18 protein-coding genes and 1 riboswitch are annotated in these 21,271 nt (G+C 72.3%); of the genes, 7 read left to right on the top strand and 11 right to left on the bottom strand.

What is annotated here, in order from left to right; genetic code table 11:
* Nucleotides 1–7 precede the first annotated feature (7 nt).
* Together ACYVD5_RS09165 and ACYVD5_RS09170 are read left to right on the top strand one after the other, a co-directional pair.
* On the top strand, nt 8–2,311 hold the full coding sequence (locus ACYVD5_RS09165; protein WP_461000517.1) for a primosomal protein N': 2,304 nt from the start codon (nt 8–10) through the stop codon (nt 2,309–2,311).
* A gap of 122 nt (nt 2,312–2,433) precedes the next feature.
* A complete protein-coding gene (locus ACYVD5_RS09170) occupies nt 2,434–3,054 on the top strand; it encodes a Uma2 family endonuclease (protein WP_461000518.1) in 621 nt (206 codons plus the stop codon).
* Between the two features lie 91 nt (nt 3,055–3,145).
* On the opposite strand, the gene ACYVD5_RS09175 is transcribed toward ACYVD5_RS09170, so the two are convergent.
* The 4 genes from ACYVD5_RS09175 to ACYVD5_RS09190 form a co-directional block, all read right to left on the bottom strand.
* On the bottom strand, nt 3,146–4,375 hold the full coding sequence (locus tag ACYVD5_RS09175) for an FUSC family protein (protein ID WP_461000519.1): 1,230 nt from the start codon (nt 4,373–4,375) through the stop codon (nt 3,146–3,148).
* Between the two features lie 158 nt (nt 4,376–4,533).
* The gene (locus tag ACYVD5_RS09180) at nt 4,534–5,091 is read right to left on the bottom strand and encodes a DinB family protein (RefSeq protein WP_461000520.1); all 558 of its coding nucleotides are present in this window, start codon (nt 5,089–5,091) and stop codon (nt 4,534–4,536) included.
* A 165-nt stretch (nt 5,092–5,256) separates the two neighbouring features.
* Nucleotides 5,257–6,042, bottom strand: a complete 786-nt coding sequence (locus tag ACYVD5_RS09185; protein ID WP_461000521.1) for an SAM-dependent methyltransferase — start codon at nt 6,040–6,042, stop codon at nt 5,257–5,259.
* A gap of 230 nt (nt 6,043–6,272) precedes the next feature.
* A complete protein-coding gene (locus tag ACYVD5_RS09190) occupies nt 6,273–7,700 on the bottom strand; it encodes an aminotransferase class V-fold PLP-dependent enzyme (protein WP_461000522.1) in 1,428 nt (475 codons plus the stop codon).
* 104 nt (nt 7,701–7,804) lie between these two features.
* Nucleotides 7,805–7,928, bottom strand: a riboswitch (SAM riboswitch).
* Between the two features lie 288 nt (nt 7,929–8,216).
* Here ACYVD5_RS09190 and ACYVD5_RS09195 point away from each other — a divergent pair.
* From ACYVD5_RS09195 to ACYVD5_RS09215, 5 genes are all read left to right on the top strand, one after another.
* Complete coding sequence (locus tag ACYVD5_RS09195) at nt 8,217–8,642, top strand: DUF3870 domain-containing protein (RefSeq protein WP_461000523.1); 426 nt, start codon at nt 8,217–8,219, stop codon at nt 8,640–8,642.
* Complete coding sequence (locus tag ACYVD5_RS09200; protein ID WP_461000524.1) at nt 8,642–9,979, top strand: CaiB/BaiF CoA transferase family protein; 1,338 nt, start codon at nt 8,642–8,644, stop codon at nt 9,977–9,979. Before ACYVD5_RS09195 ends, ACYVD5_RS09200 begins: the two co-directional genes overlap by 1 nt.
* Before the next feature lie 94 nt (nt 9,980–10,073).
* Nucleotides 10,074–11,264 (top strand): acyl-CoA dehydrogenase family protein, encoded by a 1,191-nt coding sequence (locus tag ACYVD5_RS09205; RefSeq protein ID WP_461000525.1) that lies wholly within the window; start codon nt 10,074–10,076, stop codon nt 11,262–11,264.
* 86 nt (nt 11,265–11,350) lie between these two features.
* Nucleotides 11,351–11,815 (top strand): nitroreductase/quinone reductase family protein, encoded by a 465-nt coding sequence (locus tag ACYVD5_RS09210; protein ID WP_461000526.1) that lies wholly within the window; start codon nt 11,351–11,353, stop codon nt 11,813–11,815.
* A gap of 199 nt (nt 11,816–12,014) precedes the next feature.
* A complete protein-coding gene (locus ACYVD5_RS09215; protein WP_461000527.1) occupies nt 12,015–13,349 on the top strand; it encodes a DUF418 domain-containing protein in 1,335 nt (444 codons plus the stop codon).
* 42 nt (nt 13,350–13,391) lie between these two features.
* On the opposite strand, the gene ACYVD5_RS09220 is transcribed toward ACYVD5_RS09215, so the two are convergent.
* The 7 genes from ACYVD5_RS09220 to mihF all read right to left on the bottom strand — a co-directional run bounded on the left by ACYVD5_RS09220 (nt 13,392) and on the right by mihF (nt 20,983).
* On the bottom strand, nt 13,392–14,939 hold the full coding sequence (locus ACYVD5_RS09220) for an OFA family MFS transporter (RefSeq protein WP_461000693.1): 1,548 nt from the start codon (nt 14,937–14,939) through the stop codon (nt 13,392–13,394).
* Between the two features lie 321 nt (nt 14,940–15,260).
* Entirely contained in the window at nt 15,261–15,857 is a 597-nt protein-coding gene (locus ACYVD5_RS09225; protein ID WP_461000694.1) for a Uma2 family endonuclease, read from the bottom strand.
* Between the two features lie 358 nt (nt 15,858–16,215).
* Nucleotides 16,216–17,409, bottom strand: coding sequence for a methionine adenosyltransferase (metK, locus tag ACYVD5_RS09230; protein WP_461000528.1), 1,194 nt, complete (start codon nt 17,407–17,409; stop codon nt 16,216–16,218).
* Between the two features lie 435 nt (nt 17,410–17,844).
* Complete coding sequence (coaBC, locus tag ACYVD5_RS09235; RefSeq protein WP_461000529.1) at nt 17,845–19,071, bottom strand: bifunctional phosphopantothenoylcysteine decarboxylase/phosphopantothenate--cysteine ligase CoaBC; 1,227 nt, start codon at nt 19,069–19,071, stop codon at nt 17,845–17,847.
* A 103-nt stretch (nt 19,072–19,174) separates the two neighbouring features.
* Nucleotides 19,175–19,441 carry a DNA-directed RNA polymerase subunit omega gene (gene rpoZ / locus ACYVD5_RS09240; protein WP_461000530.1) on the bottom strand — a complete coding sequence of 89 codons (267 nt, stop codon included), beginning with the start codon at nt 19,439–19,441 and terminating at the stop codon, nt 19,175–19,177.
* Between the two features lie 220 nt (nt 19,442–19,661).
* Complete coding sequence (gmk, locus tag ACYVD5_RS09245) at nt 19,662–20,225, bottom strand: guanylate kinase (RefSeq protein ID WP_461000695.1); 564 nt, start codon at nt 20,223–20,225, stop codon at nt 19,662–19,664.
* Between the two features lie 437 nt (nt 20,226–20,662).
* Entirely contained in the window at nt 20,663–20,983 is a 321-nt protein-coding gene (mihF, locus tag ACYVD5_RS09250; RefSeq protein ID WP_040273339.1) for an integration host factor, actinobacterial type, read from the bottom strand.
* Nucleotides 20,984–21,271: the final 288 nt, after the last annotated feature.

The raw sequence follows: 21,271 nt of genomic DNA on the forward strand, positions 1-21,271 counted from the left end.
GGTGTCCATGACTCCGCAGCCCGCCCCCGAGGAGGGGGTCCTGTTCGACGGGCCGCAGGGGCCGAAAGCGGGCACGGCACGGCCGGACGCCAAGAACGCAGCCGGCGCCAAGGGCGCCAAATCCGGCGGCGGCGCCAAGCGCCCCAAGCAGCAGCGCCCCGCCGCCCGCGATCCCATCGCCCGCGTGGCCGTCGACACCCCGCTCCCCCACCTCGACCGGCTCTTCGACTACCGGGTGCCCGAGACCATGGATGCCGCGGCGGTTCCCGGCTGCCGGGTGCGGGTGCGGTTCAACGGCCAACTGCTCGCCGGTTTCCTCATCGAACGCTGCGCTGAGTCGGAGTTCCAGGGCCGGCTGGCCTATCTGCACCAGGTGGTCTCGTCCGAGCCGGTACTCACTCCGGAGATCAGCGGCCTGGCCCGCGCGGTCGCCGACCGCTACGCGGGCACCCTCAACGATGTGCTGCGCCTGGCCATCCCGCCGCGCCACGCCCGCGTTGAGAAAGAGGGCGGCGAACCCGCGGCGGCGGGGGCCGCCGCAGGCGGCGACGGCGGGGAGCAGGGCGGCGACAGCGGCGGCGGCACGGACGGCGCGGAGAATAAGGAGGGTGCGGCGCGTCCGGCGGCCACCGGCGCGGCGGCGCACGAAGAGCAGGAGGAGCAGCAGGGACAGGAGCAAGAGCAGGCACAGCAAGGACGGCAGGAGGAGACGGCTCCGCCCGAGCCCGGACCGTGGGCGCACTACCCGGCCGGCCGCTCCTTCCTCGCCGCGCTGCACGCGGGTTCGGCGCCGCGCGCCGTGTGGAGCGCGCTTCCGGGCCCCGACTGGGCCGACGCGATCAGCGTCGCCGCCGCCACCGCACTCGCGGCCGGGCAGGGCGCGGTCGTCGTGGTGCCCGACGGCCGCGACGTCGAGGCCGTCGACGCCGCCCTTGCCGCCCGGGTGGGCACGGGGCGCCATGTCGCGCTGACGGCGGGCCTGGGCCCCGCCGAGCGGTACCGCCGGTGGCTGGCGGTGCTGCGCGGACGCGTCCGGATCGTCGTGGGCACCCGGGCCGCGGCCTTCGCTCCGGTGCACAACATCGGTCTGGTGGTGCTGTGGGACGACGGCGACGACGTGCACGCCGACCCGCACGCGCCCTATCCGCACGCCCGCACCGTGCTGTCCATGCGCGCGCACCGCGCGCGAGCGGGGGCGCTGATCGGCGGCTTCACCCGCACGAGCGAGGGCACCCGGCTCGTCGAGTCCGGGTGGGCGCACCCGCTGGCCGCCGACCGCGCCACCGTGCGCGAGCGCGCGCCGCGGGTGCAGGCTTCGGGCGACGACAGCGAGCTCGTCCGCGACGAGGCTGCCCGCACCGCCCGTATCCCCAGTGTGGCGCTGCGCGTCGCCCGCGAGGCCGCCCGCAGCGGGCCGGTGCTTATCCAGGTGCCGCGGCGCGGCTACCTGGCCTCGCTGGCCTGCGGGTCCTGCCGCGCACCGGCGCGCTGCGGCTCCTGCCAGGGCCCGCTCGCGGTGCAGGGCGCCCACGCGATGCCCTACTGCCGCTGGTGCGGCCGGATCGCCGGCGAATGGCGCTGCGCGGCGTGCGGCGCCGCCAGGATGCGCGCGGGCGTTGTCGGCTCCCGCCGCACTGCCGAGGAGCTGGGGCGGGCCTTCCCCGCGCTGACCGTGCGCACCTCCGGCCGCGAGGGGGTGCTGACCGAGGTCGGCGCGCGTCCGGCGCTGGTGGTGGCCACTCCCGGCGCCGAACCCGCGGCCAGCGGCGGCTATGCGGCGGCGGTGCTGCTGGATTCGTGGGCCCTGCTGGGCCGCGCCGACCTGCGCGCCGCTGAGGAGGCGCTGCGCCGCTGGTGCAACGCCGCAGCGCTGGTGCGCCCGGCCACCGAGGGCGGCCAGGTGGTGGTGGTCGCCGACGCCGGAGTGGCGGCAGCCCAGGCGCTGGTGCGGTGGGACCCCGCCGGCTTCGCCGAGCGGGAGCTCGCCGAGCGGCGCGAACTCGGGTTTCCGCCGGCGGTCGCGATGGCGTCGGTCACCGGCAACCCGGCGCACGTACGCGAACTACTGGAGCAGCTCGCACTGCCGGACTCGGCCGAGGTCCTGGGCCCGGTACCGGTGGGAGCGGGCGGCGGCAGCGGATTCGGAGGCGGCGAGTCCGACGACCCCGCCGCCGAACGGGCACTGCTGCGCGTGCCGCGCAGCGACACTCTCGCCCTCGCCGCATCCCTCAAGGCCGCCGCATCGGCCCGCAGCGCCCGCAAGGACGACCACCCGGCCCAAATCCGCATGGATCCGCTGCAGGTGGTGTAGATGCGGGAAAATGGTCACCAAAGGCCAACCGGCCCGCGATTCGCGGCCGAGAAGTTTTTGCGTACCCGTCCGTAACCGAACACGGATCCGAATACTGGTTTCCATGAACGCGAGGAGGCATCATGGTACTCATGAGTATCGGCGAAACGGATCCGGATCCGCGCCCACTGACGGTCGACGACTTGGAGCACATGCCGGACGACGGCAGGCGCTACGAGCTGGTCGAGGGGAGGCTTGACGTGTCCCCGGCGCCGACCTCGCAACATAGCCTGGTGGACACTCGTCTGAGTCACGTTCTCGCGACTCAGGGACCTGACGAAGAGTGCGTGGTCCTGTCGGCCCCCGGCATCAATTTCAACGCCGACCGCACTCATCACCGGATTCCTGATCTCGCCGTATTCCGCGTCGCGGATTTTGAAGGCCCTTACCTGACCCGCCCTCCGCTCCTCGCGGTCGAGATCGTCTCGCCCAGCAGTACGTTCCGCGACCACCACACCAAGCGTACGGAATACGCGAAATTCGGCATCGAATCCTACTGGATCATCACTCTCGATGCGGAGGAACCCGGAATACTCGAACTCCGACTGGACGACGGCCAGTACCGCGAAGCCGCCCAGGCGTTCGGAACGGACGTGTTCGAGACCGACGCTCCTTTCCCTGTCCGGCTGGTGCCCCATTGGCTGCTGGCAATGGGCGCGTGGAGCACGCGCATCCACGGCGGCGAACCTGGACCCAAGCAGTGACCATGACCGCGACCGTGTGAGGGCCGTGCGGGCGGCCGGTTATGCCCCCCTTCGGGGATCCGACCGTGCCGCCCTCGTCTCCTCACCCCGCTCACCCCGCGCCCGTCGGCCGCGGGGACCGGAGCAGGGTTTCGTGGGCCGCTTCCATTTCCAGGAGCATCCGCTCGGCCTCGACCAGTAGGCCGCCGTAGAGCCGGGGGTCGCCGAGGTTGCCGTGGCCGCCGGTGGCGTCGGTGCCCGGGCCGGCCATCTGCGCCATGTCGTCGTGGACCTCGCGGGCGCGTACGAGGCTGTCGCCGAACTCGCCGTCGGCCTCGTGGAGCGGTCCCGGGGGAAGATCGGCGAGGATGCGCACCCCGACGCGGAAGTCGTCGAGGATTTCGCCGTAGCGCTGGAGGAAACCCGCCTGCGCGGGGTCGGAGGTGTCGGCTCTGCGGCGCAGGATGTCGGTGACCGAGCGGAGCCGGCCGCCGGCGGCGGAGACCTCGTTGATGAGGTGGCTGTAGCCGTCCAGCGGGACCTGCGGGCGATTCAGCAGCCGGCGCGGGTTCCAGCGCATCGCTTCTCGGGCACCGGCAATCGACTCCTGGGCCTGGTTGCCCAGCGACTCGATGCGCCCGACGCGGTAGGCCCAGTCTGCACAGTCGTCGCTGCTCACCGAGCCGGCGCACATCGACTCGGCCATTTCGCCCAGCAGGTCGTGCAGCGCGCTGGCGGTGTTGGTCAGCCCGTACCGGGCTCCCCGGTAACGCACAGGAGGCAGCAGCAACACGTTGACCGCCAGCCCGATGGCGCAGCCCAGCAGCACGAGCCCCACCAGCTCGGCCAGCACCGCGACACGGTCGATGGCCCCATCGCCGGTGATAAAGACGGAGTAGGCGAAGAACGCCGAGGTCGTGACCAAACCGCCCTGCTGGCGCAGCCGCCGCCACTGGCCCAGTGCCAGGGCCACCACCGCCACCGCGAAGAACGTGAACAGGTCGGCCTCGAAGAAGAAGCCGAGCAGCCCTTGCAGGGAGACGCCCAGTACCGCGGCCACGACGAAGCGCAGCGACCGCACGACCGACTCGCGCACGGTCACCTGGATGATCAGCACTGCGGCGAACGGCGCGAACGCGGGCGACTGCGCGTGCACCACGTGCACGGCGAGGGCCCAGGCAGCAGTGGCCGCCAGCGCACTCTTGGTGACCAGCAGCAGTTGCGCCCGCTCGGGCCCTGCGTAGCTGCGGGCGCGCTGGAACGAGGCGACGAGCCGGTCGATGGTGTCGTGCAACGCCGGGGACCTGCCCGTTGCGGTTGAGGAGGCGGTTGTGTCGGACATGGGCAATCCACCGTGGGCCGCCGGAGCGGGGGAACGGACGGGAACGCCGGGCGGCTACCCGCTTGTGCCGCCCGCACGCATACCGCCCGCCGCACATCCATTGGTGGGCGCCTGCCCGCGGCCGGGCGCCGCGCAGGCGCGGTCCGGCTACCGGCGGCTCAGACCGAATCGCAGCGGTGGGCCGGGTTGGCGCGGTAGAGGTCGCGCAGCAGCGCGACCTCGGCGTGGTGGTGGATGATCTCGCGGTTGACGTGCAGCGCCAGGGTCGCGAAGGAGACCCCGGCCCGCTTCGCGGGTTCGGCGGCCCCCACGGGCGCGGCGAAGTCGGAATCGCCGAGTCCGCGTACCTCGCTGCACCAGCGGCGGTAGGCGGCCTCAAGCCGGTCCAGCGCCTCGGCCGCGCTGCCCGGCCACGCCGCGCCCTCCAGCGACATGGTGCGGCCGCCGAAGTGGTGGTCGATGCGCATCTCGAGCACGGGCACCAGGATGTGGCACAGCCGCCAGGCGATCGTGGTAACCGGCGGAGGGTCGGGTTCGGGCCGGGAGTGGTCGGGTGCAAAGGAGCCGTCGGCGCAGGGCCGCACCGACCAGCAGCCTTCGACCGGTTCCCAGAAGTACTCGTCGTCGTCGAGCCCGTGCAGCCGCGGGCGCACCGCGGTGTCCCAGTGCAACTCCAACTGGCCGAGGATCTCGGCCCCCAGCACCGACTCGGTCATCGGGCCCTCCTGGTGTCGTGCCGCCGGTTTATCGCCGTTGTGCCGCCGCCGTGCCGCCGCCGGAGAAGGCGCGGTTGCGCTTGCACCTAGAGCGTGCACCGCAAGGGGTCACCTGGATCTCTCGGACGGTGCCCGCCCGTCGGGCGACGGGCGGGCACCGCTGTTTCAGGTGCGGCGGCCCAGGCCGGCGAGGATGCCGGTCGGTTCGGCGCTGACCTCCTCGTCGGGGTAGGGCCACCACGCCATGTCGGCCAGCCCGGGCTCGACCAGCGCGAACGGCTCGAACACCCCCGCCGCGAAGTCGCGGCAGTGCGCATCGCCGGGACGCGAAACCGGCTGGGCAATGGCGACGTGCCCGCCGCGGCCCATCCGGGCGTGCAGAGCGCGGACCAGGTCGTGGACGACGACGCCGTCGCGGCGCAGCGCGGTGGTGTCGGTGACCAGCACACCCACGGGTTCGTCGAAGTCGATCAGGCCGGGCCCGGACAGGCCGGCGATCAGCGCCGCCGGATCCATCCGGCCGACGGCGACCACGGCAGCCGCGGTGCCCGCGGCGCCTGCGCGGCTGCCGCGCAGCGCGGCGCTGGATTCGGCGTCGACGTAGACGACCCGGGAGCCGGGGGCGTACTCGCGCGCCGCCCGGCCGATGCCCTCGCCCGCAGGCAGGCGCGAACCGAGGTCGACGAACTGGCGCACTCCGGTATCGGCGGCCAGATAGCCCACGGCCCGGCGCAGGAACCCGCGCCGGGCCTCGATGAGGGGCGTGCCGCTCTGAGCGGGCACCCCGGTACCCGCTCCGGTACCGGCGGCCGGACCGGGTTCGGGGGGCTGCTGCGGGGACGGGGCGGCCGAGCGCGGCATTCGCTCGCTGATGTGCACCACCCGCGGGTCGGGGACAGCGGCCGCGGACCGGTCGTCGTCGATGTGCACCGCTCGCCACTGGTCAGTCACGGTCGCGCTCCCCGGGCCGTCGGGCCGGTGCCGCGGTCGCCCGGTGGCCGCTGCGGGCGCCGGTTCGCGGGCCCGCAACGGCCGGGGCGGTGGTCCTTGCGGGCCCGCCGCACCTTATTAGGGCCAGATGTTACCGGTTGTGAGACACATCATTCACCCGCGGAGAAATTCACGGTTCCTTCTCCCGCTCATCCCTGGCGCCGCGCTCCCCGCGCCCGGCGCGGGGGTGCTCAGCCGGCCGCATCCGTACCGGCCGCCGCCTCCGTACCGGGCGCCGCGGCGGTATTCGGGCGCACCGGCGCCAGGTGGCCGTCGCCGTCCTCGGCGTAGACCCAGCGGGGGCCGCGCGCCGCGATGTCGGCGACCGCCCGCACCAACCGGTCGACGTGCTCGGCGGTGGTGGCCAGGCCCAGGCTCGCCCGCACCGCCTGCGTGTGGCCCGCGGGCAGCAGGTGGCGGGTGAGCGGGTGTGCGCAGAAGAGGCCGTCGCGCACGCCGATGCCGTGCACGGCCGCCAGCTCCGCGGCCACGACCTGCGCGGACCGCCCCTCCACGACGAAGGAGGAGATTCCCACGCGCGGGTGCGCGCCGCCCCACAGGCTCAGCTCGCTGACACCGGGGATCGCGGCCAGACCGGTGCGCAACCGCTCCAGCAACTCCTGTTCGCGGGCGTGCAGGCGGGCCCGGCCGGCCCCGGCAAGGGCCTCGCAGGCGGCGGCCAGCGCGATCGCGCCCAGCACGTTGGGGCTGCCGGCCTCGTGCCGGGCGGGCAGGTCGTTCCAGCGGACCTCGTCGTCGGTGACGGCCGCGGTCGCTCCGCCTCCGGCGAGGTAGGGGGCTGCCTCGCGCAGCCAGTCGGCGCGTCCGGCCAGCACTCCGCTGCCGAAGGGCGCGTAGAGCTTGTGCGCGGAGAAGGCCGCGTAGTCGGCGCCGCAGTCGGCCAGGCCGAATTCGCCGTGCGGCACCAGTTGGGCGGCGTCGACGCAGACCCGCGCACCCTCCTCGTGGGCGGCGGCGGTCAGCTCCGCCACCGGCCACAGTTCACCGGTGACGTTGGAGGCCGCGGTGACGCACAGCAGGCGCGGCCCCGCGGGAGCGGCGCGCAGGGCTTCGCGGGCGGCCGTGACCGCGGCCTCCGGTGTCTGCGGCAGCGGCAGCCGCACGACCCGCCCGGCCTTGCTGCCCCGGTGCTGCCACGGCAGCAGGGACGCGTGGTGTTCGGCGGCGAAAACGACGACCGTGCACCCCTCGGGCAAGGCGCGGGCGAGCAGGTTCAGCGCGTCGGTGGTGCCGCGGACGAACACCACCGCGTCGTCCTCCCGGGCGCCGATGAAGTCGGCGACTGTGGTGCGGGCGCGCTCGTAGGCGCGGGTGGTGATCCGGGAGTGCAGGCCGGCGCCGCGGTGGACGCTGGCGTACGTGGGCAGTGCCGCGGCGACCGCGTCGCTGACGGCGGCCAGACAGGGCGCGCTGGCCGCGTGGTCGAGGTTGGCGTACTCCCCCTGCCCGCCGCCGGCCAGCGGCACGAGCGCTCCGGCGCCGGTGACGGCGGGGACGGGGGCGTTGCCGCCCGGTGCGGTCCGGGCCGCGTCAGGCGCGGATACGGGGGTGTCCGCTGCGCTGGAGCGGCGAGTGGCGGTAGCTGCGGTAGTCGACATGGTGGCACCTCCAGGGGCCGGTTGGGACCCCTGGGGAGAGCGCACACAGTGGCGCTGCGGTTGCCGTAGTGCTGCCGCAGCGGCGGCACGCTCGCAAACCTCGGGGTCCGCGCTTGCCTGACACGTCAAAGGCGGTCGTGTCCTGACCTGGTCCTCACCCGGGGCACCCCACCGCGGAAGGAGGGTTGCCGGCCAGCGAGCCGGGGCTTGGCGCTGGCACTCATGACCTGCAGGGAACTATAGCGCAGAGATCGCGCGCCGGTGCAACCGCCCCGGTGGCGACCGCAGCCGGCGACCGGCGCGGCCCCTGCGCTCGCGCCCGGACCCGTATCCGGTCCCCCACCCGCCGCAGCCGAGCGCCAAGGCCGGCAACGATTGACAGGCGGCCGCCGGGTCCGGGGATACTGGAGCGGTCTGCCCTCCCGCTGGGGGTGTCCGGCTTCCCCGGGCGCCCCGCCAGGCGCGAGACTCCAGCACACCGGGGGTTCCCGCATGCCCAAAGGGAGGAAGTGCACTGTGCGCAGCAACGATGGGATCCGGCCGCTCCTGGAGCATCCCGGCATCATCCTCGTCTCCGGATACGCCCGGCTGCCCGACACCGTGGCGAGCCATTCCCAGTACGAGCGCCTGGGGGTGGTGCTGGCGGTGGACGTGTCCGACGGCCGCATCGTCGCCGCCGACACCACCTTGCTCACCGACCTGGCCAAGGAGTTCTTCCGCGCGCTCGTGGAAGGCCTGTCGGTGACCGAGGACATCACCGAGATCGTCGAGCGGGTGCAGCACCGCTACGCCGGCCAGTCCGGCGGCGCGCTGGCCACGGCGCTGCGCCGCTGCCTGGAAACCTTCCATCAGCGGCGCGAAACCGAGCATCCGCCCGGCGCCGCGGGCGCGGGAACCGCCGCGCACCGCACGCAGCGCGAGCGCGGCCCGGAGCGCCCGTGATGCCCGGCGGCGCACCCGGCCGGCCGCTGGAAGGGGTGCGCGTGGCCGACCTGTCCCGCGTACTGGCCGGCCCCTATGCGACCATGCTGCTGGCCGATATGGGCGCCGATGTCATCAAGATCGAGCATCCCGGCCGCGGCGACGACACGCGCGCCTGGGGGCCGCCGTGGGCGGGCGGCGAGGCCGGCTACTTCCTGTCGGTCAACCGCGGCAAGCGCAGCCTGGCCGTGGACTTAAAGGACCCCGAGGGCCTTGCCGCGGTGCAGGACATCTGCGCCGGCGCCGACGTCGTCGTGCAGAACTTCCGCCCGGGGGTGGCCGAGCGCCTGGGGCTGGGCCATGCCGATGTCGGCGCCCGCAACCCCGCCGGCGTCTACTGCTCCATCAGCGGTTTCGGCGCCGAGCACGAACCCGCCGACCGCCCCGGTTTCGACCTCATCGTCCAGGCCGAGAGCGGTTTCATGGCCGCCACCGGCGAGCCGGACGGGCCGCCCACCAAGGCGGGCGTCGCCATCACCGACGTACTGACCGGCCTCAACACGGCGGTGGCGGTGCTGGGCGCGCTGGTGCGGGCCCGCGCATGCGGCCGGGGCGAGCACGTCCGCGTGTCGCTTATCAACTCGGCGCTGTCGGGCCTGGCCAACGTCACCCAGCAGGCGCTGGTCACCGGCGCCGAACCCGAGCGCGTAGGCAACGCCCACGGCGCCATCGTCCCGTACCAGGCGTTTCCCACCGCCGACTCCGACATCGTCGTCGCCGCCGGCAACGACGCGCTCTACCAGCGGCTGTGCGCGGTGCTGGGGCGCGCCGACCTCGCCGCCGACCCGCGGTTCGCCACCAATCCGCAGCGGGTCGAGCACCGCGCCGAACTGGTCGCGGCGATCTCCGCCGAGCTGCGCACCCGACCGGCGCAGGAGTGGCTGGACCTGCTGCTGGAGGCCGGTGTCCCGGTCGGCCGGGTCCGCGGAGTCCTCGACGCGCTGCGCAGCGCGCAGCAGGCCGGCGACGACGTGCTCCTGGCCACCGACCATCCCGCCGCCGGGCCACTGGAACTGGTGCGGGCCGGGTTCCGGCTGGACTCGGCGGCCCCCGGCGGCGAACGGGCCCCCGCCGCCCCTCCCCCGCGGCTGGGCGAGCACTCCGCCCGCGTCCTGGCCGAGTGCGGGGTGGACGCCGATCTGGTCACCCGGCTACTCCAACGCGGCGCGGTGCTCCAGGCACCGCAGCCCGGGCACGACCCGGATGGCCGATGGCAGAGCGGGCCGGTCCCGGACCGGGCGCCGCAACAGGACGGGGACGGCAGCGGGGGCGGCCACCAGGCGCCGCCCGCGGGCTGAGCCTCCACCGCAGCCTCAGCCCGACCGCCAAAGCCCTTCCGCCCCACCCGTCGACCAGTCGACCCGCCCGTCCGCGCCCCAAAGGAGGCACCGCATGAGCGACCGGAACCGGCCCCAAGCGCCCGATCCGCAGGATTTCCTCGCCGTCGACGCGGCCCTGTCGGCCGAGGAGGCCGACATCCGCGACACCGTCCGCACCTTCGCAGCCCGCGAGCTGCAGCCCCACGTCGCCGACTGGTTCGAGGCGGGCACGCTGCCCGACCCGCGCGGCCTGGCCAAGGCGTTCGGCGACCTGGGTGTGCTGGGCATGCACCTGCAGGGCTACGGGTGCGCGGGGGCGGGCGCGGTCTCCTACGGGCTGGCCTGCCGGGAACTGGAGGCGGTCGACTCCGGGCTGCGCAGCTTCGTGTCGGTGCAGGGGTCGCTGGCCATGTTCGCCATCCACCGGTTCGGCTCCGACGAGCAGAAGAGCACCTGGCTGCCGCGGATGGCCGCGGGCGAGGCCATCGGCTGCTTCGGGCTGACCGAGCCCGACTCCGGCAGCGATCCCGCCTCGATGCGCACCCGCGCCCGGCGCGACGGCGCGGATTGGGTACTGGACGGCACCAAGATGTGGATCACCAACGGTTCCATCGCCGACATCGCCGTGGTGTGGGCCGCCACCGACGAGGGTGTCCGCGGTTTCCTGGTGCCCGCCGGCACCCCCGGTTTCACCGCCACCACCATCCACCGCAAGCTGTCGCTGCGCGCCTCGATCACCTCCGAACTGGTGCTGGACGGGGTGCGGTTGCCCGGCGACGCGCTGCTGCCCGAGTCGTCGGGGCTCGGGTCGCCGCTGTCGTGCCTGAACGAGGCCCGCTATGGCATCGTGTGGGGCGCGGCGGGCGCGGCGCGCGCCTGCTACGCGGCTGCGCTGGACTACGCAACGACCCGCGAGCAGTTCGGCGGGCCCATCGCCGGATTCCAGCTGACGCAGCGCAAGCTCGCCGACATGGTGCTGGACACCGGCCAGGCTGGGCTGACCGCGCTGCAGATCGGCCGGCTCAAGGAGGCGGGCGCCTGCCACCGCAACCACATCAGCCTGGGCAAGTTCGGCAATGTCGCGGCCGCCCAGCGGGTGGCCGGCGCCGCCCGCTCGGTGCACGGCGCCAACGGCATCACCCTGGAGTACCCGGTCATGCGGCACATGCTGAACCTGGAGACCGTGGCCACCTACGAGGGCACCGCGGAGATCCACGCGCTGAGCATCGGCCAGGCCGTCACCGGCATTGCGGCGTTCCGTTAGCTCACCGGGGTTCCGGTAAGGGCGCTGCGAGGTGCGGTGGGTGCGCACAAGCACCACAATGGGGGAAACCGAACAAGGAGGCGTCGATGGCAGACGAGGCCGGCCGTTTTCCCCGTACACGGCTATGGCGCACCGCCAACACCGTTATCGGGGAGTTCATCAGGTACGGGATCAGTCCGGACGACGTGCGGCTGCTCACCACGCGCGGCAGCAAGTCGGGGTTTTTGCGCACCACGCCCGTGAGTCTGGTGGAGAACGAGCAGGGCAGGTTCCTCGTGGGCGTCTACGGCGAGTCGGGCTGGGTGCGCAACATCCGCCGCGACGGGTTCGCGACCCTGCGCCACGGCGGGTGGATCGAGCTGATCAGCGTTGTCGAGGTCGGCACGGAGCGCGCCGCGCCGGTGCTCAAGGAGTACCTGGACCACCCGCGCGCAGTGCTGGTGGCAGATCAGTTCACGGCCGCGGCGGACTCCCCGGTCGAAGGGTTCGAGCAGGAGGTCGCCACCCACCCGGTCTTCGAGATCATCCGCAGCACGACCGTCCGGCTCTAGGACGCGTCCGGTGGGTCCGTCGGCGGGCCCGCCCGGTCCGGCGGCGCACGCCGTGTTCCTGCGGTTCCTACAACCAAAGCAGGACGCGGTTTCGGCACCGGGCAGGACGTGCCGAAACGCCCGATTCGGCCAGGCTGGTGTCCGGGCGGGGCCCCACCCCGCCCGGACGCTTTTCCAGGACCGGACAGGGGTTTCGCGCATGGATCCGACGGGTGCCGAGCAGGCCCGCACACCGCCCTCGCAACAACAGGCGGGCGCAGGGCGCCTACCTCTGCTGGATGTGCTGCGCGGCGCGGCCATCCTCGGCACGCTCGCGACCAACATCTGGATCTTCGCCGCTCCGGAGGCCGAATTCGGGGTGCTCAGCGGGTCGACCCAACTGGTCGACGCCGCGGGCCTGCTGGCCGACCCGTCGCCCGGTGCCGCCGCTGAGGCGCTGCTGCGCTTCACCGCCAACGGCAAGTTCCTGGCGCTGCTGACCCTGCTGTTCGGGGCGGGGCTGGCCATCCAGTTCCGTTCGGCGGCCCGGCGCGGCCAACGCTGGCCCGGCCGGTACAAGTGGCGGGCACTGTTCCTGTTCGCCGAAGGGGCCGTGCACTTCACCCTGGTCTTCGCCTGGGACGTGCTGATGGGCTATGCCGCCGTGTCCATCGTGGTCGCCTGGCTGCTGACGCGTTCCCAACGCGCCCAAACAGCGGTGCTGTGGGCGATGGGCGGTGTGCACATCGCCCTGATGGCGCTGCTGACCACCGCGATGGCGGCCGCGGGCCCGGCGGGCGGCTCCGCAACGGGCCCCGACCCAGCCACGGTCCGGCTCTACGCCGAAGGCGGCTACCTCGAACAGGTGGCGGCGCGGCTGCAGAACATCGCGGTGCTGCGGATCGAACCGGTGCTCACCTTCGCCCTGATGATGTGCCTGTTCCTGGTGGGTGTGCGGCTGCTGCGTGCGGGAGCGTTCGACCCCGGCGCCGCCGGCGAGTCCCTGCGCAAACGGCTGATGGGGTGGGGACTCGGCGCCGGACTGCCGCTGAACCTCGCCACGACACTCGCCGGCGAGGCGTTCTTCTTCGCCGACCGCTATGTCGCCGCCCCGGTGCTGGCGCTGGGGGTGCTGGGGCTGATCGGCCGGCTGGTGGACCGGTTCGGCCGCGGCGGCGGCCCCCGGCCGGTCACCGCGGCCCTTGCCGGTCTGGGCCGGACCGCCATGACGGGGTACGTGCTGCAGAACATCGTGGCGATGCTGCTCTGCTACGGGTTCGGGCTGGGGTTGGCCGCGCGGCTTGCGGGCGCGGGGCCGTGGTGGGTGATCGCGATGTGGGCGGGCATCAGCCTGTTCCTGCTGGCGGGATCGGCGCTGTGGCTGCGCCGGTTCGACCACGGGCCGCTGGAGGCGCTGCAGAAGGGCGTGCTGGCCCGTATCCCCGAGCGGCCGCGGCCTGCTGCGGGGCACTCGCCGGGCGGCGCCGACGCACCGGCCGCCGCTCCCCCACCGGACAGGGCGGCTGCCGACGGCCCGCCGCAGCGCCGCCGCTGAACCGGCGGGCGGCCGGCGGCACCATGTGGGTCGACCGGCGGGTCAGCCGGTGAACAGGCGGGCGGCGGTGGCGGTGATCCGGATGAGCGCGTAGCCGAGCAGCACCGCGACGATCGCCCACGACACCACCAGCCACACTCCGGTGCCGCGCGGCGCCGCAGCCGGCTCGGCCCGGACGCCGGCGGCCGCGGACTCACCCGCCGGCACCGCGGCGGGTCCTGCGTCGGCTGCAGCCGGCTCGTAGAAGCGGGCCGCCACGCGCCGGATCAGCAGGTTGGCGACGAAGCCCACCACCAGCAGGCCGACCATGGTGAACAGCGGCGCGTGGTAGGCCTCCTGGGTCAGCGTGCCCGGTTCGCCCTGGGCGTCCAGGAAGGCGTTGATGATCAGCGGCCCGGCGATGCCCGCGGCCGACCACGCGGTCAGCAGCCGGCCGTGGATGGCCCCGACCTCGTAGGTGCCGAAGAGGTCGCGCAGATAGGCGGGCACAGTGGCGAACCCGCCGCCGTAGAAGGAGATGATGATGCCCGCCGTGGCGGCGAAGACGATGGTCGACGTGCCGCCCACCGTCGCCATCAGCAGGTAGAGGATCGCGCCCGCGCCCAGGTAGAAACCGTAGATGGGCTTGCGTCCCACGGCGTCGGAGGTCGTGGACCACACGAACCGGCCGGCCATGTTGAACAGCGAGAGCACACCGACGAACCCGCCGGCCGCCGCGGCGGTGACGGCGGAGGTGCCGGAACCGTCGCGGAAGAAGTCCTGGATCAACGGGCTGGCGTGCTCCAGGATGCCGATGCCGGCGGTGACGTTGGTGAACAGCACGGTCCACAGCAGCCAGAACTGCGGGGTGCGCAGCGCGTTGTTGGCCGATACCCCGGCCGAGTTCCGAACGGGCGCACCGTTGTCGGCGGCGGGATCGTAGCCCGCGGGCCGCCAGGCTTGGGGAGGCACCCGGATGAGCAGCACACCCATCATCATCAACGCGAAGTAGCCCAGCGCCAGCGTGGCGAACAGGCCCACCAGCGCCTCGCCGGAGGCCACCGAACCGGGCACCGTGGAATCGTAGGCGGGGTCGTACAGCGCCATGAGCTGGCTGGATACCGGGGTGGCCACCAGCGCGCCGCCACCGAACCCCATGATCGCCATGCCGGTGGCCAGTCCGGGGCGGTCGGGGAACCACTTCATCAGCGTTGAGACGGGCGAGATGTAGCCGATGCCCAGGCCGATACCGCCGAACACGCCGTAGCCGAGGTAGAGCAGCCACAGCTGGCCGGTGGCGATGCCCAGCGCGCCGACGAGGAAACCGCCGCTCCAGAACAGCGCCGAGACCAGCATCGCCTTGCGCGGCCCGTTGTGCTCGACCCAGGTGCCGCCCACCGCCGCGGACAGGCCCAGCATCACGATGGCGATGGAGAAGATCACGCCGATCTCGGTCTGGCTCGCCTCGAAGTGTTCGACCAGCGAGTTCTTGTAGACGCTGGTGGCGTAGGCCTGCCCGATGGACAGGTGCACCGCCAGCGCCGCCGGCGGAATCAGCCACCGGTTGTAGTCCCGGGGCGCGACCGATCTCTCCCGGTCCAGCACACTCAACGCGGACAAGCGGCCCCCTCTGCGCAGCCTCGGGCACGGCCGGCCCGGGTGGATGGGCACTCATGGGTACTCCGTATGCGGCATACTTCGCATACCGCATACTGCCAACCGCCCGTATGATGCCATGATCCACACGGAGTGGGAACCCGTGCCATCGCAGGGAATCAGGGGCCGCACCCGCCATCCGGAAGCGGCAGGGCCAGCGGCTCAGGCTGTGGTCCGGCCACACCGGATAATCCGGGTGGCCGGAGCCTGCCCCGCGGTTCGCCGCCTTACCGCACCGCGGTTCCCCCACCGATACACAGAAACGGAACCACCGGATTATTCGTCAAGCGGAGAATCGTACCGGGGGAATTCGATGGTCTCAATACGGATCCCGTCGAGTTCTTGAGGAAGCTCGACAACGTCTCCGAACCGGAACAGTTCCCGTTTCTCATAAGCGCCCGCGCGCGGTGCCGAGTGCAGGGTGATGTCGCCGGTGCGTGGGTCGACCAGCAGGTAGACCGGGATCTGCCACGCGGCGTACAGCACCGGGAGCAGCCGGAGATCCTTGTTGGCGTTGCTCTTGGACACCACCTCGACCGCTAGGTCCACCTCAGCGGCCGGAAGCATGATCGCTTCCTTCCTGATCGCGCTCATGGTGGTCACGATGAGATCCGGGACGGTGTAGTCGCCCCTGTCGGCGATCGGTGCGACACCGAAACCGCTGTTCGACGGGCGGCGCCCGCCGGTGAGCCTGCCCATCAACTGCTCCTCGATAAGGTCGCTGATGAGGTTGTGCTTCGGCGTCGGCGCTGCAGAAACGTGAATGCGTCCCCCGAGAATTTCCACCTTGGAGCCCTCGGGAACGACAATCCGCTCGGCCATCTCGCGGAGCGGATCCGTTTCCGCCTTCGGCGACCGTTCGCATAGTTCCATGGTCACGGGCATTCCCTTCTCTGACCCGTTCACGCTAGCGGGATGCCACCTTCAGCCGTCGGACGCTCGGTAAGACCGGCCAGAAGCGGCGAATCTGTGCGTTCCTCCGCCCGACAGCATAGATCCATGGTATTACTCTCCGTTATCGCGACCGGCCCGCCGCCGGTACCTGCTGAGCGGCCGTCCGGGAAACCGCTCCCACGGGTAGCCCGGAACCCCAAAACACGGAAACCCGACATACAGGAAAACATGCCGCACTTCGCACAAACGCGCCCGGCCGCGGACCCGTGTGCACGGATCCGCGGCCGGGCGTGGTCAGCGGGCGCTGTGCGGAAGGGGCGCCCGTGCTTTGGCGGGGTTAGGCGCCGACAGCGGCCTTGAGCGCCTCGGCGCGGTCGGTCTGCTCCCAGGTGAACTCCGCGGACTGGCGGCCGAAGTGGCCGTAGGCGGCGGTGCCGGAGTAGATCGGGCGCAGCAGGTTGAGGTCGCGCACGATCGCGGCGGGGCGCAGGTCGAAGACCTCCTGCACGGCCTTCTCGATGACCTCGGGGGCGACCTGCTCGGTGCCGAAGGTCTCGATGAAGACGCCCACAGGGGCGGCCTTGCCGATGGCGTAGGCGACCTGGACCTCGGCGCGGTCGGCCAGGCCGGCCGCGACGATGTTCTTGGCGACCCAGCGCGTGGCGTAGGCGGCCGAACGGTCGACCTTGGACGGGTCCTTGCCGGAGAACGCGCCGCCGCCGTGGCGGGCGTAGCCGCCGTAGGTGTCGACGATGATCTTGCGGCCGGTCAGGCCCGCGTCGCCCATCGGGCCGCCGATCTCGAAGCGGCCGGTCGGGTTGACGAGCAGGCGGTAGTCGTCGGACTCAAGCCCGTAGCTCGCGACGATCGGCGCGATCACGTGCTCCTTGATGTCCGGCGTAAGGAGCTCGTCCATGTCGATGTCGGGAGCGTGCTGGCTGGAGACCACGACGGTGTCCAGCCGGACGGGGGTCGCGCCGTCGTACTCGACGGTGACCTGGGTCTTGCCGTCGGGACGGAGGTAGGGCACCGTCCCGTTGTGGCGGACCTCGGAGAGGCGCTGCGACAGCGCGTGGGCGAGCTTGATCGGCAGCGGCATGAGCTCAGGGGTCTCACGGTTCGCGTAGCCGAACATCAGGCCCTGGTCGCCGGCACCCTGGCGGTCGAGGGCGTCGTCCTCGTTTTCGACACGCGCCTCGTAGGCGGTGTCGACGCCCTGGGCGATGTCGGGGGACTGCGCGTCGATGGAGACCGAAACCCCGCACGACTGGCCGTCAAAGCCCTTGGCGGAGGAGTCGTAGCCGATCTCCAGGATCTTCTTCCGAACGACGGCGGGGATGTCGACGTAGGTCTGCGTGGTGACCTCACCGGCCACGTGTACCTGTCCGGTTGTGATCAGGGTCTCGACGGCGACCCGGCTGGCCGGGTCCTCCTTGAGCATCTCGTCGAGGATCGCGTCACTGATCTGGTCGGCCATCTTGTCGGGGTGGCCTTCGGTGACCGACTCGGAGGTGAAAAGACGACGGGACACGTTTAGTGACTCCTTGCAGCGGCTGCTGGCTGACAGTTGTCGGCTCGGCTCGGCCATCACGGAGGGGAAGGGGGTCTCCTCCGCGAAACCGACCGACGTGGTTGGTTTCTGAAATCCACTGTAGTGGGACGCCGCCCGGCGCGCTCGGGTGGGCTCGCCGCATCGGATCGGTTGCGGCCGCCTACACGGCGGCGCGCCGCCGGCGTGTGAGCGCGGAATGCCTACTCAGGCGGCAACCCGCGGATTGTGACGCACGACACAAGGGTTTTTCCCGTACCGCCCTGATCATGCCCATGTGCTGGGAATTTCCGTAGCGTACAGCGGAACGGGAAGCTGCACACGCAACACGGAGCCCGCCGCGGCGGCGCTCGCGGACGGCGTCCGGCGGCGGCTGCGGTTACCCCCTGTACACACCTCCGCGGCCCCGAACGGTCGCTACGGCGCGGTGCCGGGGGCGGCCAGGCGCCCGGCCACCAAGTCCCAGACCCGGTCGGCGAGTTCCTCCTTGGGGCCGCGGGGGATCTCGGTCGCCGACCCGTCTGCGCCCAGGACCACCGCCTGGTTGTCGGCGGTGCCGAAGGCCCGGCCGTCGCCGACCTGGTTGACGACCAGCAGATCGCAGCCCTTGCGCTGCAGTTTCGCGCGGCCGTGGTCGAGCACGTGGTCGGTCTCGGCGGCGAAGCCGACGACGACCTGGTCGGGGCGGGCGCGCCGGGCGGCCAGTTCGAGCAGGATGTCGGGGTTCTCCACGAGCTCGACGGGAGCCGGCCCGTCGCCGTTCTTCTTGATCTTTCCGGTCGCGGTTTCGGCGGGCCGGAAGTCGGCGACGGCCGCGGCCATCACGATGGCGTCGGCGGTTCCGCTGTGGGCCAGCGCGGCCTCGCGCAGTTCGCGGGCCGACCCGACCTCGACGACCTCGGCCCCTGCGGGCGCCGGAAGTGCGACGTTGGCCGACAGGAGGCTCACCCGCGCGCCGCGGGCCAGGGCGGTGGCCGCCAGCGCGTATCCCTGGCGGCCCGAGGACCGGTTGCCGATGAAGCGCACCGGGTCGATGGGTTCGCGGGTTCCGCCTGCGGTGACCAGGACCCGGTGCCCGACCAGGTCGGCGGGTGCAGAGCCGCGGGCGAGCACGCGGCGGGCGGCGGCGAAGATGTCGCCGGGCTCGGGCAGCCTCCCGGGACCGGTATCGGCGCCGGTGAGCCGGCCCGAAGCCGGCTCGATCACCACGGCACCGCGCGAACGCAGGGTGGCGACATTGGCGCGGGTGGCCGGGTGCTCCCACATCTCGGTGTGCATCGCCGGGGCGAAGACGACGGGGCAGCGCGCGGTCAGCAGCGTGTTGGTGAGCAGGTCGTCGGCGAGGCCGTGGGCCGCCTTGGCCAGCAGGTCGGCGGTCGCCGGGGCGACCAGCAGCAGATCGGCACGCCGACCGATGCGCACGTGCGGGACCTCGTGCACGGAGTCCCAGACCTCGGTGGCGACGGGGCGGCCCGAAAGCGCGGACCAGGTGGGCTCGCCCACGAAGCGCAGGGCGTCGGCGGTGGGGACGACTTGGACGCTGTGCCCGGACTCGGTGAGGCGGCGGAGCAGCTCGCACACCTTGTAGGCGGCGATGCCCGCTCCCACCCCCAGGACGACCTCGGGCCGGTTATCAGTATTCACGGAAGAATCTCAGCACAGCGGGCGCCGGGTGGGCGGTCCGCCCCGGCCGGGCCGCGTGCCGCCGCGGCCCGGGGCCGCCGGCGGTACACGCCCGGATGTGCGGTCAGGCCCCTTCGTAGGGCTCCGCGGTGAGCAGGCCGCTCTTGACCTCGCGCAGTGCGATGGACAGCGCCTTCTCTTGGACCTGGGTCTCGACGAGCGGACCGACGTACTCAAGCAGGCCCTCGCCGAGCTGGGCGTAGTAGGCGTTGATCTGCCGGGCGCGCTTGGAGCTCATGGTGACCAGGCTGTACTTGCTCTCGACGCATTCGAGGAGGTCGTCGATAGGCGGGTTCGTGATGCCTTCGGCGACGGGCTCTGTGCCTGCCACGTGCGTCCCCCTGGAGGGTCGGACGGTCCACTGCGGGACCTGCGGAATTCTGATTGCGGAAAACAAGGATAGTCGAGGCCGCGCACCTATTCGGACGCCGACGCGGCGGGCCTGGTGCTGATGGGCCTGCGCCGGACGGCGGTGGAACGTGGCGCGGTATGCACCCGTTCCCGGGGCGGCTCGCGGGCCGCGGATGCCCCGAAGGCTGCGGACCCGAGGACTAGGAAGTGGCCGCGGAGTCGTCGCCGGGGATCCCGATCAACGCTAGCAGCTCCGCGCGCACTTCGCGTACCGACGTGTTGACGAGGGTGGTGTCGAACTCCTTCTCGGCGGCCAGCTCGACGCGGGCGGCGTCCAGGCGGCGCTGGACGACCTCGGGGGGTTCGGTACCGCGCCCGGTGAGCCGGCGCACCAGCTCCTCCCAGGAGGGCGGCGCCAGGAACACCTGCAGCGCCTCGGGCATGCTCTCGCGCACCTGGCGGGCGCCCTGCAGGTCGATCTCCAGCAGCACGGGCTGCCCGCGGTGCAGGTGCTCCTCGACGGGCACGCGCGGGGTGCCGTAGCGGTTGCCCGAGAACTGCGCCCACTCCAGCAGCTCGCCCCGGGCGATCATGCGGTCGAAACCGGCGTCGTCGGTGAAGTGGTACTCGACGCCGTCGGTCTCGCCGGGGCGGGGCGGGCGGGTGGTGGCCGAGACCGACAGCCACACCTCGGGATGGTGCGCCCGGATCTCGTGGACCACGGTGCTTTTGCCGACCCCGGAGGGGCCGGACAGGACGGTCAGCCGCTGCGCCGACCCGGCGCGCCGGCCCCCGTCAGCGGAGGCGGCGGATGCGGCGGAGTCGTTGGACACGGGCGGATCTAACTCTCGTAGGAACGGCCGGCCGGGCTGCGATCGCGGGCCCGGCGCCGGATGCGGCGGGTTCGGCACGCTCGCCCGGTTTCCGCAGCAGGCCGCTCTCGGCGCAGACCGCGCGTGAGCGGCGGCTCGGCGAGCGGCACCGGTGGCGATTGGTCTTTTATACCACCGCACCGCAGCGGACCCGCCGCTGCTGCGCTGCGCCGGGGGCCGCCCGCGCGGCCTGCGCGGTTCGGCGCGCCGCCGGTACCGCCTCCGCGGGGCTGCGGAGAATGCGGTATCGGCGGTCGCGCCCGGACCGGCCGCCGCTAGCGCGGACGGCCCCCAGTGGCCGTGAAAAACGGCACATCCGCCTTCGAGCGCTACTCGGCTCCGCCGAATTCACGCTCCAGCGCCGAGCGCTGGTTGGCACCGAGCCCGCGGACTCGGCGCGACTCGGCGATGTTCAGCCGCTCCATGATCTGCTTGGCGCGGACTTTACCGACGCCGGGAAGGGATTCGAGCAGTGCCGAAACCTTCATCTTGCCGATCACGTCGTCGGTCTGCCCGTCGGACAGAACCTCCGACAGCGAGACGCCACCGTGCTTCAGGCGGTTCTTGACTTCTGCGCGCTCTTTTCTGGCCTTGGCGGCTTTCTCCAGAGCCGCGGCGCGCTGTTCGGGTGTGAGGGGAGGAAGGGCCACGCCGGGTCACCTCGGTTTTCTCTCGTTTGTAGAGGGCGGACGCCTGCGCAAGTTAGTAGGTTCCGACCCCGTTCGGCAACGCAAAGTGGCCTTTCAGGCGCCATTTCGTCAAAGTAATTACTCTTTGTAATGGATTGATTGCGCAGGGGTACGAAAATCAGGACTTTCGGCCCGGTTGAGGCCGGTGGCAAACCTACCGGCGCCGAGCGCCTCCCCAGACCGCGCAGGTCATGGGCATGCCGTCTCAAGGGGGTTTCGGTCGTGAGCATTCTGCAACGACGAAGTGGC

The organism is Streptomonospora sediminis, from assembly GCF_054778995.1.

Excerpts from the sequence above, each read along its gene's own strand:
- ACYVD5_RS09180 (WP_461000520.1), bottom strand. The coding sequence starts at position 5,091 with ATGACCGAGTCGGTGCTGGGGGCCGAGATCCTCGGCCAGTTGGAGTTG.
- ACYVD5_RS09190 (WP_461000522.1), bottom strand. The coding sequence starts at position 7,700 with ATGTCGACTACCGCAGCTACCGCCACTCGCCGCTCCAGCGCAGCGGAC.
- ACYVD5_RS09165 (WP_461000517.1), top strand. The coding sequence starts at position 8 with ATGACTCCGCAGCCCGCCCCCGAGGAGGGGGTCCTGTTCGACGGGCCG.
- ACYVD5_RS09175 (WP_461000519.1), bottom strand. The coding sequence starts at position 4,375 with ATGTCCGACACAACCGCCTCCTCAACCGCAACGGGCAGGTCCCCGGCG.
- ACYVD5_RS09200 (WP_461000524.1), top strand. The coding sequence starts at position 8,642 with ATGCCCGGCGGCGCACCCGGCCGGCCGCTGGAAGGGGTGCGCGTGGCC.
- ACYVD5_RS09210 (WP_461000526.1), top strand. The coding sequence starts at position 11,351 with ATGGCAGACGAGGCCGGCCGTTTTCCCCGTACACGGCTATGGCGCACC.
- ACYVD5_RS09205 (WP_461000525.1), top strand. The coding sequence starts at position 10,074 with ATGAGCGACCGGAACCGGCCCCAAGCGCCCGATCCGCAGGATTTCCTC.
- ACYVD5_RS09215 (WP_461000527.1), top strand. The coding sequence starts at position 12,015 with ATGGATCCGACGGGTGCCGAGCAGGCCCGCACACCGCCCTCGCAACAA.
- ACYVD5_RS09225 (WP_461000694.1), bottom strand. The coding sequence starts at position 15,857 with ATGGAACTATGCGAACGGTCGCCGAAGGCGGAAACGGATCCGCTCCGC.
- ACYVD5_RS09170 (WP_461000518.1), top strand. The coding sequence starts at position 2,434 with ATGGTACTCATGAGTATCGGCGAAACGGATCCGGATCCGCGCCCACTG.